Genomic DNA, 14,567 nt, shown 5'->3' on the forward strand with positions numbered 1-14,567 from the left:
GATGACTCGCCGAACCTAGTTTCGCGGTCCCAGGACATGAGTCGAGTGGAAGGTCTCTGGCCATGACCGACGTGTCGGACCGGATCGCAGTGCTCTCGCCGCAACGGCAGGAATTGCTCGCGGCGCTCCGCCGTAAGGACGCCAACGCGGCCAAAGCGGCGTCGCCAGGGCCGCGTCCGCGCGGCACGACCGAGCCCGCGCCGCTGTCCTATGCGCAACGCCGGCTGTGGTTCGTTGACCAGCTCGGTGGCAGCGTCGCCTACAGCGCACCGGTGGTGCACCGGATCAAGGGGCCGCTTGACGTCCCCGCGCTCGCCGATGGACTAAGGCAGGTGATCACCCGGCACGAGTCGCTGCGCACTCTCTTCCCCGAACGCGACGGCGAACCCGTGCAACTGGTCGCTGAGATCGCCGAGCCGGTGATCGCCGTGCGATCGGTTGAACACTTGCCGTTCGCCGAACGTGAGCAGGCTGCACAGGACCTCCTGCACGCCGAGGTGGACACGCCGTTCGACCTGTCGACCGGCCCGGTCATGCGCGCCACAGCCATCAGGCTTACGCCCGAGGACCACATCTTCGTGCTGAACATCCACCACATCACGTCCGACCAGATCTCCATGGGCGTGCTGGTGCGTGAGCTGGCCGAGTGCTACACCGCCCGAACTGAGGGCCGCGAACCCGTGCTGACCGAACTGCCCGTCACGTACTCGGACTACGCGGTGTGGCAGCGGGAACTGATGTCCGGCCAGCGGCTGGTCGACGGGATGGCGTTCTGGGAGAAGCAACTCGCCGGGCTGTCCACACTGGACGTGCCGACCGACCGGCCACGCCCCGCCCGGATGAGCAACAAGGGCGCCGAGACGGCGTTATGGCTGCGTCCGGAGATCATCCCGGCGTTACGCCAGACGGGCGCGGCATCGGGAACTTCGCCTTTCATGACCCTGCTCGCCGCGTTCGTCGCCCTGCTTTCCCGGTACACCGGCGAGGAAGACATCGCCGTCGGCACGACATCGGCTGGCAGGGAGACCGAAGAGGTCGCTAGCCTGATCGGGTTCTTCGTGAACACCTTGGTGTTGCGTACCGACCTGTCCGGCGACCCGACATTCGAGCAACTGCTTGCCAGGGTCAAGCAGTCCGTTCTGGACAGTCACGCGCACGCCGACGTCCCGTTCGACCTGATCGTCGAACAGGTCCACCCGGTCCGTGACCCGAGCCGCCCGCCGCTGACCCCGGTTCTTTTCCAGCAGGACAACACGCCCGACTGCGCGTTGGCGCTGCCCGGGCTCGACGTGCGGCTCGACGACGACTTCGATCCCGGTACCGCCAAGTACGACCTGCTGGTCAGCGTCCGCGTCTGGGACCATGCCGCGCGCGTTCACTTGCAGTACAACACCGAACTGTTCGATCTCGAGACGGTCGAACGGTTCCTGCGTAGCTACGAAGCTCTGCTGGAAGCCGCCATCGCGAACCCGGCGACACCTGTCACCGCGTTGCCGGTGTTGCCTGCCGATCAGGCCGAAACGGTCCTGCGCGAGTGGAACAACACCGGGACCGAGCCGCTCGGCCCCGAATGCCTGCACCAGATGTTCGAGCGGCACGTGGACGCGCGGCCATCGGACACCGCGGTCGTCGCGGGCGGCAGGCACTACACGTTCGCCGAGATCGACGCCAAGGCCAACCAACTCGCGCACCACCTGCGAGCGCGTGGCGTCACGACGGGCAGTCTCGTCGCGATCCACCTGCCGATGGGTGTCGACTACGTGATCGGCGTGCAGGCCATCCTGAAGGCTGGCGCGGCGTTCGTGCCGATCGACCCTGAGTATCCGACCGCTCGGATCGAGTTCATCCTGTCCGATTCGGCGGTGCCGGTCATCATTACCACTGCGGGCCGTCTGACCGCGGACGCGACCATCGTCGAGATCGACGGCAAGGACGCGCAAGCGATCGCGAGCAGTCCGTCGAGCCGTCCACAAGTGACAGTTGAGCCGGAAGACACCTGTTACGTCATCTTCACTTCCGGCTCGACCGGCACCCCCAAGGGCGTGGTGCTGCGCCACCGCGGCGTCGCCAACAACCTCAATGACTTGCACACCCGGTTCGCGGTCGGCTCGGGCGACTCGGTGCTTGCCCTGTCGTCGCCAAGCTTCGACATGTCGGTCTACGAGATCATCGGCGTCCCCGGCGCGGGCGGGACCGTGATCCTGCCAGAGCCCGAGCTGGCCCGTGACCCCGCGCACTGGGTCGATCTGATCAACGACTACGGCGTGACACTGTGGAACTCCGCGCCCGCGCTGCTGGACCTGTTGCTGACGCAGGTGGAACAGTCCGCCGACATCCCGCCGAGCACGCTCCGGCTCGCCCTGCTCGGCGGTGACTGGGTGCCGGTGACCATGCCGGACCGGCTGCGCGCGTTCGTGCCAGAGCTTGAGTTCATCAGCCTTGGCGGGGCGACCGAGGCGTCCATCCACTCGATCATCTACCCGGTGGACGCGGTCGATCCGAAGTGGACGGCGATCCCGTACGGCTGGCCGATGGCCAACCAGGAGGCGTACATCCTCGACGACAACCTGCAGCCGGTGCCGATCGGTGTCCCTGGCGAGCTGCACCTCGGCGGGATCGGCGTCGCGTCCGGATACCTCAACCGGCCGGAGCTGACCGAGTCGAAGTTCGTCGACCGCGACGGCCGGATCATCTACAAGACCGGCGACCTGGCCAGGTGGCGGGCCGACGGCGTGATCGAACTGTTGGGCCGCAAGGACTTCATGGTCAAGGTGAACGGGCTGCGGATCGAGCTCGGTGAGATCGAGTCCGTCCTTCGCGGGCACGACGCGGTCGCGGAGGCCGTGGTGATGGCCAGGACCGACTCGGTCGGCGACCGGCACCTGGTCGGTTACGTGCTCAGCGAGTCCGGGGTGCAGAGCGAGGAGCTGCGTGCGCTCGTCGAGAGCTCGTTGCCGTCCTACATGGTGCCCTCCGGGTTCGTCGTGTTGGATGAGTTCCCGTTGAGCCACAACGGGAAGGTTGATCGCAAGGCGCTGGCACAGCACGGCGGCCGCCGTGCGGTCGTGGTGAGCGAGCCGCCGTCCGGACCGCTGGAGGAGCGGATCGCCGAGGCGTGGCGCTCTGTTCTCGGTGTCACCGAGCTGAACCGGACCGACGACTTCTTCGCGGTCGGCGGTGACTCGTTCAAAGCTGTGCGGGTGGCCCGGCTGATCGACAACGCGTTGCCCGTGATCGCGGTGTTCCGTAACCCGACCATCGAGGGCTTGGCCCAGTACGTCACCGAAGACCTCACCGACGGCGTCCGGCCGTTGATCCACCGGCTCACCCCGGACCGGCCGCACGCGTCGATCAACCTGGTCTGTGTACCTTACGGCGGCGGTAACGCTGTTGCGTATCAACCATTGGCGGACGCGCTGGACGAGACATTCGTCCTCTGGTCGGTCGACCTGCCCGGCCACGACCTGTCCGACCTGTCCCCACTGGAGTCCATTCAGGACGTGACCGTGCGGTGCGCGGAAGAAATCCGTGAGAAGGTCACCGGCCCGGTCGTGTTGTACGGCCAGTGCGCCGGTGTCGCGACGACATTGCTGCTGGCCCGTCAGCTCGAATCCATCGGGGTGCCGGTTGTCGCCACGTTCATGGGTGCCGTGCTGCCGGACCTCGACCCGGAGCGGTCGTGGCGGATGGTCAAGGAAGGCACCGAAGACCAGTTGCTGCAGCACATGCGCAGGCTCGGCGGGTTCGATGGGGCACTCGACGAGGAGGACATCGTCGGCATCCTGCGGGTCGTCCGGCATGACCTCGCCGAGATGGTCCAGCTCTGGCTGCGTGAGCTGGACGTCGAGGTCACGAAGGTCTCCGGGCCGGTGCACTGCATCGTCGGCGACGACGATCCGGCCACCGGGAACTTCGAGACCAGGTACGTCGACTGGGGCAGGTACGGCTCGGCCACGTCGCTTTCGGTCGTGCGTGGCGGCGGCCACTACTTCTGCAAGCACCGGCCTGCCGAGGTCGCCGCGATCGTCAAGGACAAACTGCGTGGGGGGAGAAGTCAGTGACCAAGGCAATCGACCGTCTCCGTGGGCTTTCGGCCGCGCAACGGGCTGCGTTGCTGGCTGCGGCCAAGGCAACCGTCACCAACCCCGTCGCCGGGCAGCCGCTGACCGCGAGGTCACGCCCGGACGGCCGGTCGATCGCGTCCTACACCCAGGAACAGCAGTGGTTCCTTGACCGGATCTCACCCGACCAGGCAGCCGCCTACCTTGTCCCGTTCGCTCTGCGGCTGCGCGGCGTGCTAGACGTGCCCGCGCTGCGGGACGTGCTTGCCCAGATCATCCAGCGGCACGAGGTGCTGCGCTGCCGGTTCGAGTTGGACGGCGGCGAGGTCAGGCAGATCGTCGAGGCCGATGTCGAAGTGCCGCTTGTGGTCGAAGCGGTCAAGGACGAGGAGTCGTTGTGGCGGCGGGCTCGTGAGCTCGCGACCGAACGGTTCGAGCTGACCAAGGCGCCATTGCTGCGCACGGTTCTGCTCAGCCTGAACGAGCGGGACAACGTGCTGGTGTGGATCGCACACCACGCTGTCGCGGACGGTTTCTCCATCGCGGTCCTGCTCGACGAACTGCGAGCTGGTTATCAGCGTGAGCTGCCGCCCTTGCCACTACAGTTCGCGGACTTCGCGGAGTGGCAACGGGAACGGCTCACCGATGAGCGGCTCGCTGGGCACGTCGACTTCTGGCGCACGCACCTAGCGGGTGCCCCGCCCGCGACGCTACCCACCGACCATCCTCGGCCCGGCGTGCCCAGTTTCCGGGGCGCGGCAGTGCCTTTCGACCTCGGCCCGACGTTGTCGGCCGGGATCAGCGCGGTATCGCAGCGTGTCGGCGTCACACCGTTTGTTGTGCTGCTGACGGCGTTGCACATCGTTCTCGCCCGGTACAACGGAGAACACGACGCCGTGCTCGGCGTCGCGGTGGCCGGGCGGGAACGGTCCGAAGTGGAGTCGCTGATTGGCCCGTTTTCCGGGACGATCCCGGTGCGGATCGACGCTTCGGGTGACCCGACTTTGGCCGCCCTGCTGGCCGCGGTGTCCAGTACGGTCCTCGATGGACTGTCACATCAGGAGGTTCCGTTCGGTCACTTGGTCCGCAGCCTCGGCAAGGCCCGTGACGCCAGCCGTAACCCACTCTACGACGTCCTGTTCAGCATGGACGCGTTGGCGACAACGGGCGAGACGCGAATCGCGCCGGACCTGACCGTTCAGCCGTCCGGGCTGCCCAACGGCACTGCCCGGCTGGACTTACAGCTGACCGTCGAGCAGAACGCCGACGCATTGGGCGGACGGCTTGACTACAGTACGGACCTCTACGAAACGCTGACCGTGCAGGGCATTGTGGACTCGTTCAAGGCCGTTCTCGAAGAGATCGTTGCCGATGTAGACCGTCCACTGAGTACTGTCTCCCTGCTTGACCCAGCGACCAGGGCACGCACATTGGACGAGTGGCACCGGCCGACCGGCGCTTCGCCGAAGTTCCTCGACATGTTCACCGAGCTCGTGCTGTCCGAACCGGACCGGTCCGCGGTGAGCCAGAACGGCCGGACGGTGACGTACCGTGAGCTGGACGAGTGGTCCAACCAGTTCGCCAATGCCATCGTCAAGCGCGGCGGCGGTTCGGGAGCCGTCGTCGCCGTCGCCATCGACCGGACGATCGCCATCGTGGCCGCGATCATCGGCATCCTCAAGTCCGGCTCGGTGTACCTGCCGCTTGATCCGTCCTATCCGGACGAGCGGCTCGACTTCATGCTGACCGACAGCTCGACCCGGATCTTGCTGCACGAATCCGGTGTGGCCGATGGTCTGCTCGGCCGTGTCCACGCGGATCTGGAACTCGGCGAGATCGCCGTCGAACCGGTCACCCCGGTCGACGCTCCCGCGCACCAGGTCGCGTACGTGATGTACACGTCGGGCTCAACGGGCAAACCCAAAGGTGTCGCTATCGGACACACCGCACTCGGCAACTTCCTGTCCGCGATGACGAGCAAAGGTCTGATGCGGCACAACGACGTCGTCATCGCGTTGACGAACACCACGTTCGACATCTCGATGGACGAGTTGCTGCTGCCCTTGGTGTGCGGCGGTTCGATCGTGATGGCGCGCCGGTCCGAGGCACGCTCCGGCGAGGCCCTGCGCCGGTTGATCGACGAGCACGAGGTGACGGTCCTGCACGGCACGCCATCGACGTGTCAGCTGCTGATCGACACAGGCTGGCAGGGCGCGTCGGTCCGCCGGGTCCTCTGCGGCGGCGAGGCGATGTCCGCGAAGCTCGCTGCGGACCTGCAGGAACGCGTGCCCGAGGTGTGGAACGTGTTCGGGCCAACCGAGGCCACCGTATGGGCGCTGGTCCACCGCGTGGAGGGCGACGGGCGCCCGCCGATCGGCAAGCCACTCGCCAACTACACGGCCTTGGTGCTCGACGACCGGCTGCGGCCTGTCCCACCGGGCGTGCTCGGTGAGCTGTATCTCGGTGGCGTCGGCCTGGCCGAGGAGTACTTGAACCTGCCCGAGTTGACCGCACAACGGTTCATCACCGACACGCGTGGCAAACGGTTGTACCGAACCGGGGATCTCGCTTCGTACGACACCGACGGGGTCTTCCATTTCCACGGCAGGCTCGACCACCAGGTGAAACTCCGGGGCTTCCGGATCGAGCTCGGTGAGATCGAGGCCGCCTTGGTCAAGCACCCCGCCGTGCTCGAAGCGGTGGCGTTGATCCACAACGCGAGCGAGAACGACAGCAGGCTCATCGCATTCGTCCGGCTCGCCGAGGACGCCACCGAGCGTGCACTTCAGGCCGCTGTGCAGGCGACACTGCCCGCGCACATGGTTCCGTCCCGTGTGGTCCGTATCGACGCGTTCCCGTTGACCAGCAGCGGAAAGGTCGACCGGCGGGCGCTGCTGAACTCGCCCATCGACGCTGGCGACGGGCCGGAGGAATGGGACCCGCCCGTGACACCGACCGAACGCTGGGTGGCCCAGTGCTGGGAGGAACTGCTCGGCGACGGCCGCAAGATCGGCCGGACCGACAACTTCTTCCTGATCGGCGGGCACTCATTGCTCGCGGTGAAGATCCTTGCCACGATCCAGGACGTCTACGGCGTGCAGCCGTCACTCGAGGGCTTCTTCGCCGTACCCACCGTCACCGGCCTGAGCGAGCTGTTGCTCGCCGCGCCGAGCCTCGCGGATGACGCGTTGCTCGCCCAGGTCGAGGGCCTGACCGATGAGGAGGTGGCAGCCCTGATCGCGGCTGGCTGACTCGTGAGTGGTTATGCGGGTTAGAACACGCATAACCACTCACGAGGTCTGACCAGGCATGCCGTGAAGGCCATCCGGCAGGCCACCGTTACCTTGGTGAGGTAACGACCGGGGACATTGGGAGAGCTGACTTGGGCCGGGTGTTGTCTGATCGGGAACTGACGGTTGCGTACCTGGCCCGGCAGATGTTGCTGGAACGCTTGGACCGCCCGGTAGGCCGGGCGGTTCAGGCGTTGGGCGCGTTGCAGGCGCAGTACTCGCCGTCGCCGTACGTCGCGCTCTTCGCGCGGCTGGCGTCTTTCGACGCGGGCCAGCTGGAGAGCGCGCTCAAACGTGGCTCGGTGGTGAAGTCGACGCTGATGCGGGGCACACTGCACTTAGAGGGCATCTGATCTTAGTTAGGCAAGAATGTCTGCTTTGGGTGGATCGTTTCGCCAGGTTTGGGTGGATTCCCCGGTCAGGGTGCGGCTCATTATGTTAGTCATCGCCCAGTGGACCATCGTGCGCGACCGCTGGGGCAGGGCTTCGTAGTCGCGCGCGAGTCGGCGGTGTTGCATCAGCCAGCCCAGACTGCGCTCCACTACCCACCGCCGGGGCAACACGTGGAATCCCTTGGCAGAAGGGCGTTTGACGACCTCAACCCGGATACCCCGCTGGGCTCCATGACGGATGACTGTGTTGTTGTAGCCGCCGTCCACCCATGCCGCCGACACGGTCGGATGCGCAGCGGCGAGATGATCGAGAACCTGTTGCCCGCCAGCGGAATCCTGCACCGACGCCGCGGTCACGATTACCGCCAGCAGCAGGCCGAGCACATCGGTGGCGATGTGCCGTTTGCGGCCCTTGATCTTCTTGCCCGCGTCGATACCCTGACTGGATTCGCTGACATTGCAGGAGGTTTTCACGCTCTGCGAGTCGATGATCGCCGCCGTCGGGGCAGCAGCGCGGCCTTTCGCGACGCGGACTTGGTCACGCAACAGGTCATGCAGCGTTTCCGTTGTGCCATCGGCTTCCCACTTGGCGTAGTAGTCATAAACCGTCTTGCAGGGCGGGAAGTCGTGCGGCAGATACTCCCAGGCGATCCCGGTCCGGCACACGTACAGGATCGCGTTCACGATCTCCCGCAAGTCATGCACGCGCATCACGGTTCCCGGCCCACGCCGGGCAGCACGCCACGCCGTCAGCGTTGGCTCGATCAACGCCCAGCGAGCATCGGACAAGTCGCTGCGGTACGCACGCCGGGACCCCACAAGTTGATCAAGGTATCAGCCGTCACCCGACACAGACATATCGCCCCAACCAAGATCAGATGCCCTCTTAGTGTCCGCCGCGGACTATCCGTCGTTCGCGGTCGCGTGGCGGCAGCAGGCACTCAACGACATGCGCGGCAAATACCGGAAAGTCAGCGTCGACGAGGACAAGATCCTAAAAGGCCTGATTCCGTTCGTCAGCAAACCCCGGACCACGGACGAGATCCGCGAACACGTGGCCGACCTGTGCGGCGGGGTGCTCGACTCAGGCGACCTACTGCACTACGCCCGCGCTCTGCTGCCTATGACGCACGTGTTTCCATCCGGCGCGTTCCGGCAGCACGGAAAATTCTCCTTGGTGGGACTGAAAGGTGACCTTCCGGTCGAGCCCGCTGCCACGGCACTGCTCGTACGCCGGTATCTGGCCGCGTTCGGGCCTGCGACACGCGAGGACATCGCCCACTTCACCTACCTGAAGTACCGCCAGCTCGACCCGGCGCTGGCCGAGCTCGACGTCATCCGCTTGTCCGACAAGGAAGACAGGGACCTGATCGACCTGCCCCGCGCGCCCCGCCCGGCCGAGGACGTCGACATTCCGGTGCGGTTTCTGGCCAAATGGGACGCTGCGGTGATCTCGCACAAGGACCGGACCCGGATTCTGCCAGCGGCTTATCACACGCGGGTGGTCCGTAAGATCAACGGCGATGTGCTTTCGACCTATCTCATCGATGGAAAGGTCGCCGGAACCTGGTCGTGCGTACGGAAAGGTGCGACCGCGACCATCGTGCTCGAACCGTTCGAACCCGTCCCGTCGAGTGTCCACTCCGAACTGGAAGCCGAATCCCTCGCCGTTGCGCGGTTTCTTGAGCCGGACGCGGAAACGCTCGTGAGTACCTTCACATAAGAGGTACTCACGAGCGCATTTTCTCCGGCGGGGGTCCCGGAGGTCAGGGTTTGATGCCGAGGCCGGACACCGCGCGGATGTATGCTTTCTGGTCCTCAGTGAGCTCCTCGTCCGGCCGCCATGCCGGGGTGGACACCAGGCCGGGCTCGACGAGGGTGTAGCCGGTGAAGAAGTCACGCACCTGCTCGAACGTCCGGGGGAACATGGACTGCACGTTCTCCTTGTAGATGTCCAGCACGCGCTTGGCGATGTCACCTGGCCAGTGCTCGGCGGTCAGTGCGTGCGACAGTGCGAGGTAGCTGCCGGACGGGCAGGCATCCCGGTAGGTGGCGACAATCCCGACGGGGTTGTCGGAGTCCGGGATGAACGGGAAGACACCGGTAGTCACCAGAGCAAGCGGTTCGGTGAAGTCGATCTGCCGTTGGGTCACCGGGTGCGAGAGCACATAACTGGTGTCGCGGATGTCCGCCTCGAACGCCTCGGCGTTCGGATTGCCTTCCAGCAGTTCGTTTGCCTCCTCGACGGCGACGCGCTCACGGTCCACATAGACCACACGGATGCGACGGTCGATGCCGTGGACGATGTTGTGCAGGTTGGTGTCGCCAGCGGTGGGGATTCCCGAACCGAGGTCGAGGAACTGCTTGATCCCGGCCTCCGCGGCCAGATACCGCACCACACGGCGCATGTACGCACGGTTCTCCCGCGCGACGAATGGCGTCGTCGGCGCGACTTCGAGCAGCTTGTCCAGTGCCGACTGGTCGATGTCGACGTTGTGCGAGCCACCAAGCAGGTAGTCGTACATACGGCATGCGTTCGCCCGCTCGTCACTGAGCTCGTCCGTGGCGGGGCTTTCGGGTAATTGGGTCATCAGACCGTCCATTCCGGATTCGTCACAGTGGTGTTCAAGGGCTCGCAGCGAAGCTAAAGCGCTGTGGTTCCGGCTTGGTTATCCCGGTCGCGGTCAACCGCCGCATAACCAGGCGTCCTTACTGTCTGCCTTCAGTCGCGCTGCTGGCAACGGAATTGAGGGTTTCCATGAGTGCAAACGGTGAAGTCGCTTTAGGTATCGAGTTGTTCGCCGACCCGAAGGCGTTGTTCGCCAAGCTCGGCGAACCCGGCCCGATCCACCGGGTGACCCTGCCGGACGGGATGCCTGCCTGGCTGGTGACCGGCAACCAGGAAGTACGGGACGCGCTAGCCGACCCGCGCCTGGTCCGCAGCGTGCAGGCCGCCGCTCCGGAGCTGCAGAAATACCTCGGACTTGCCAGTGACGAGTTCGTGCTGACCCGCCACATCCTGTTCGCCGACCCGCCCGACCACACCCGGATGCGCAGGCTGATGTCCCAGGCGTTCACGCGCGGCCGCGTGGAACGCTTGCGCCCCTGGGTTCAGGAGTTCACCGACAGCCTGCTCGACGAGATCGTCGGCGCGGGCAAGGCGGATCTGGTGCAGGCGCTGGCGTTGCCGCTGCCAATCGGTGTGATCTGCGAGATGCTCGGCGTCCCGTTCGCCGACCGGCCGGAGTTCGAGCACCGCGCCGAGGTGATCACCGGCATCAACGCCTCGTCCGACCACGACCAGGTCATCGAGTCCGGCCGCTGGTTCGACGAGTACACCACCCAGCTGATCGCCGCCCGCCGCAAGAACCCGGGCGAGGACCTGCTGACCGCCTTGCTCGCGGCGCACGACGAAGGCGAGAAACTGTCCGACCTCGAAGTGCGGTCGAACGTCTTCCTGTTGCTCGCGGCCGGGTTCGAGACGACGGTCAACCTGATCGCCAACGGAATCCTTGCCCTGCTGAGCTATCCGGAATCGCTTGCCAAGGTCCGTGACAACCCGGACCTGATGCCGGGGGCGATCGAGGAGATCCTTCGCTTCGACAGCCCGGTTTCCAGCATCACGTACCGGTTCGCCACCGACTACGTCAAGATCGGCGACGTCGAGATCCAGCCGGGCGAGCACGTCGCGCTGTCGCCACCGGCGGCCAACCACGACCCGGCCAAGTTCGTGCGCCCCGAGGTCTTCGACATCGAGCGCGGAAGCAACCCGCACGTCAGTTTCGGCTACAGCACGCACTTCTGCCTCGGCGCGCCGCTGGCCCGGCTCGAAGGCGACGTCGCGTTCAGCACGGTGTTGCGCCGCCTGCCGGACCTCAAGCTGGCTGTGCCCGTCGAGGAACTGACCTGGAAGCCGAGCTTCATCGTGCACCGGCTTGACCACCTGCCCGTGACTTTCACGGCGTCCTAGGAGCGGAAATGAGCGGCACGAAGCTCGACCGGGTGGTGATCCGCCTGGCCGGCGACTCAGGGGACGGCATGCAGCTGACCGGCGACCAGTTCACCGCGGCGTCCGCCGCGTTCGGCAACGACCTCGCCACGCTGCCGAACTTCCCTGCAGAGATCCGTGCGCCGCGTGGCACGATCCCCGGGGTCTCCAGTTTCCAGGTGCATTTCGCGGACTTCGACATCCTCACTCCTGGCGACCGGCCGGACGTGCTTGTCGCGATGAATCCGGCCGCGCTCAAGGCGAACGTGACCGACGTGCCCGCGGGCGGCACGGTCATCATCAATTCCGACGAGTTCACCAAGGCGAACCTGAGCAAGGTCGGCTACAGCGGTGACCCGCTGACCGCGCTCGACCAGTTCGATGTGCACACGGTCGCGATGTCCACTTTGACCCGGACCGCGGTCGAGCCTGCCGGAGTGTCCAAAAAGCAAGCCGAGCGGGCCAAGAACATGTTCGCCCTCGGCCTGTTGTGCTGGATGTACTCACGGCCGACCGAGGGGATCGAACGGTTCCTGCGGCAGAAGTTCACCGGCCCGATCGCCGAGGCGAACGTGCTGGCGTTCCGTGCGGGCTGGAACTACGGCGAGACCACCGAGGCGTTCGCGGCCACCTACGAGGTCGCGCCCGCGAAGCTGCCGCCAGGAACGTACCGGCAAATCTCCGGCAACACCGCGCTGGCCTACGGCCTGCTCGCCGCGGGGGAGCGCAGCGGCCTGCAGATCATGCTGGGCACGTATCCGATCACGCCCGCTTCGGACATTCTGCACGAACTGGCCAAGCACAAGAACTTCGGCGTGCTGACGTTCCAGGCCGAGGACGAGATCGCCGGGATCGGCGCCGCGCTCGGCGCCTCCTATGGCGGTGCCCTCGGCGTGACGACCACGTCCGGCCCCGGTCTGGCACTGAAGTCCGAGACCATTGGGCTGGCGGTGATGACCGAGTTGCCCTTGGTGATCATCGACGTACAGCGCGGCGGGCCGTCGACCGGTCTGCCGACCAAAACCGAACAGGCCGACCTGCTGCAGGCGATGTACGGCCGCAACGGCGAATCACCCGTGCCGATCGTGGCACCGCAATCGCCGTCGGACTGTTTCGCTGTTGCCTTGGAGGCCACCAGGATCGCGTTGAAGTACCGGACACCGGTGATCCTGCTGTCCGACGGCGCCATCGCCAACGGCTCGGAGCCGTGGCTGATCCCGGATGTGACCACGCTGCCGGACCTGCGCGTCGAGTTTGCCACGGAGCCCAATGCGACCGATGGTTCCGGCCAGTTCTGGCCCTACGTAAGGGATCCCCAGACCCTGGCAAGGGCATGGGCGGTTCCAGGCACACCGGGCCTGCAGCACCGGATCGGCGGTCTGGAGAAAGCAGACCTGACCGGCCACATCTCCTACGACCCACAAAACCACGACCGGATGGTCCGACTGCGGCGCGACAAAGTCGCACACATAGACGTGCCGGACATCCGAGTCGACGACCCCAGCGGGGGGCACGCACGGGTGCTGGCTCTCGGCTGGGGTTCCAGCTACGGCCCGATCACCGCGGGCTGCCGGTTGACGCGCCTGGACGGTCTGCCGATCGCACAGGCGCATCTCCGCCATCTCAACCCGTTGCCGGGCAATCTCGCTGAGGTGCTGCGCGCGTACGACACCATCGTGGTCCCCGAGATGAACCTCGGCCAACTCGCCACCCTGCTGCGCGGGGCTTACAAGGCCGACATCCGTTCGCACACCAAGGTTACCGGCCTGCCGTTCAAGGCCGAGGAACTGCACGAGGTGTTCACCCGCGTCATCCAGTGGATCTCCAAGTCGCCGAAAAGGAGAGCCGCGTGACCACCGTCGATCTCCCGCTGACCGCGAAGGACTTCAAGTCAGACCAGGAAGTGCGCTGGTGTCCCGGCTGCGGCGACTACATCGTGCTGAACACCGTGCAGGCGTTCCTGCCGAAACTGGGGCTGCGCCCGGAAAACATCGTCTTCGTCTCCGGGATTGGCTGCTCGTCACGGTTTCCGTACTACCTGAACACCTATGGCATGCACTCGATCCACGGCCGTGCGCCCGCGATCGCGACCGGGCTGGCGGTGTCGCGTCCGGACTTGTCGGTCTGGGTGGTCACCGGCGACGGCGACGCGTTGTCCATCGGTGGCAATCATTTGATCCACGCACTGCGCCGCAACGTCAACATCAAGATCTTGTTGTTCAACAACCGGATCTACGGGCTGACCAAGGGCCAGTACTCACCGACCTCCGAGCCTGGCAAGATCACCAAATCCACTCCGGCCGGGTCGCTCGACACCCCGTTCAACCCGCTGTCCCTGGCGATCGGCGCCGAGGCCTCGTTCGTGGCAAGAGCGCTGGACAGCGACAAAGCCGGGCTGACCGAGGTGCTGACCGCGGCGGCGAAACACCGCGGCTCCGCGTTGATCGAGATCTACCAGAACTGCCCGGTGTTCAACGACGGCGCGTTCGACGGCCTGAAGGGCTCGGACCGGATCATCCCGCTACGGGCTGGCGAGCCGATCACGTTCGGCGGCTTGCGGGTGGTCAGCTCCGGCTTTGCTGGCCTTGCGGTGTCCGACGCCGGGGAGCCCGTTGTGCACGATCCATCCATTGAGGACACTTCGTACGCTTTCGCGTTGACAAGGCTGGGCGATCAGCGCCTCAGCCGCGTTCCGACGGGGATCTTCCGTCAGGTGGACCGGCCCACCTATGACGATGAGGCCCGTGCCCAAGTCGACCGGGCGCGGTCCGGTCAGTCGCCCAGTCTGCAGGCCGTCCTCACCGGCAAGGACACCTGGACTGCCACCTGAGAAGGA

Annotated in this window: 9 protein-coding genes; 7 read left to right on the plus strand and 2 right to left on the minus strand. The window is 65.9% G+C overall.

Annotated elements, in window-relative coordinates:
• The first annotated feature begins 62 nt into the window (after positions 1-62).
• The 3 genes from LWC34_RS05650 (at position 63) to LWC34_RS05660 (ending at position 7,704) form a co-directional block, all read left to right on the plus strand.
• On the plus strand, positions 63-4,061 hold the full coding sequence (locus tag LWC34_RS05650; RefSeq protein WP_233723341.1) for a non-ribosomal peptide synthetase: 3,999 nt from the start codon (positions 63-65) through the stop codon (positions 4,059-4,061).
• On the plus strand, positions 4,058-7,312 hold the full coding sequence (locus LWC34_RS05655; RefSeq protein WP_233723342.1) for a non-ribosomal peptide synthetase: 3,255 nt from the start codon (positions 4,058-4,060) through the stop codon (positions 7,310-7,312). The genes LWC34_RS05650 and LWC34_RS05655 overlap by 4 nt, the downstream gene beginning before the upstream one ends.
• 140 nt (positions 7,313-7,452) lie before the next feature.
• A complete protein-coding gene (locus tag LWC34_RS05660) occupies positions 7,453-7,704 on the plus strand; it encodes a DNA glycosylase AlkZ-like family protein (protein WP_233723343.1) in 252 nt (83 codons plus the stop codon).
• 6 nt (positions 7,705-7,710) lie between these two features.
• On the opposite strand, the gene LWC34_RS05665 is transcribed toward LWC34_RS05660, so the two are convergent.
• Entirely contained in the window at positions 7,711-8,562 is an 852-nt protein-coding gene (locus LWC34_RS05665) for an IS5 family transposase (protein WP_233722595.1), read from the minus strand.
• Between the two features lie 70 nt (positions 8,563-8,632).
• On the opposite strand from LWC34_RS05665, the gene LWC34_RS05670 reads away from it, so the two are divergent.
• Complete coding sequence (locus LWC34_RS05670) at positions 8,633-9,466, plus strand: winged helix DNA-binding domain-containing protein (RefSeq protein WP_233723344.1); 834 nt, start codon at positions 8,633-8,635, stop codon at positions 9,464-9,466.
• A 43-nt stretch (positions 9,467-9,509) separates the two neighbouring features.
• Here the strand turns inward: LWC34_RS05670 and LWC34_RS05675 are convergent, their stop codons facing one another.
• Positions 9,510-10,334 carry an SAM-dependent methyltransferase gene (locus LWC34_RS05675; RefSeq protein WP_233723345.1) on the minus strand — a complete coding sequence of 275 codons (825 nt, stop codon included), beginning with the start codon at positions 10,332-10,334 and terminating at the stop codon, positions 9,510-9,512.
• 167 nt (positions 10,335-10,501) lie between these two features.
• Here LWC34_RS05675 and LWC34_RS05680 point away from each other — a divergent pair, with 167 nt between their 5' ends.
• From LWC34_RS05680 to LWC34_RS05690, 3 genes are read left to right on the plus strand one after another with little or no spacing between them, the layout of a single operon-like run.
• The gene (locus LWC34_RS05680) at positions 10,502-11,713 is read left to right on the plus strand and encodes a cytochrome P450 family protein (RefSeq protein WP_233723347.1); all 1,212 of its coding nucleotides are present in this window, start codon (positions 10,502-10,504) and stop codon (positions 11,711-11,713) included.
• A gap of 8 nt (positions 11,714-11,721) precedes the next feature.
• Positions 11,722-13,584, plus strand: coding sequence for a 2-oxoacid:acceptor oxidoreductase subunit alpha (locus LWC34_RS05685; RefSeq protein ID WP_233723349.1), 1,863 nt, complete (start codon positions 11,722-11,724; stop codon positions 13,582-13,584).
• Positions 13,548-14,561, plus strand: a complete 1,014-nt coding sequence (locus tag LWC34_RS05690) for a 2-oxoacid:ferredoxin oxidoreductase subunit beta (protein ID WP_372496425.1) — start codon at positions 13,548-13,550, stop codon at positions 14,559-14,561. Before LWC34_RS05685 ends, LWC34_RS05690 begins: the two co-directional genes overlap by 37 nt.
• Positions 14,562-14,567: the final 6 nt, after the last annotated feature.

The organism is Kibdelosporangium philippinense (assembly GCF_021390435.2).
GTDB classification, from domain to species: domain Bacteria; phylum Actinomycetota; class Actinomycetes; order Mycobacteriales; family Pseudonocardiaceae; genus Kibdelosporangium; species Kibdelosporangium philippinense.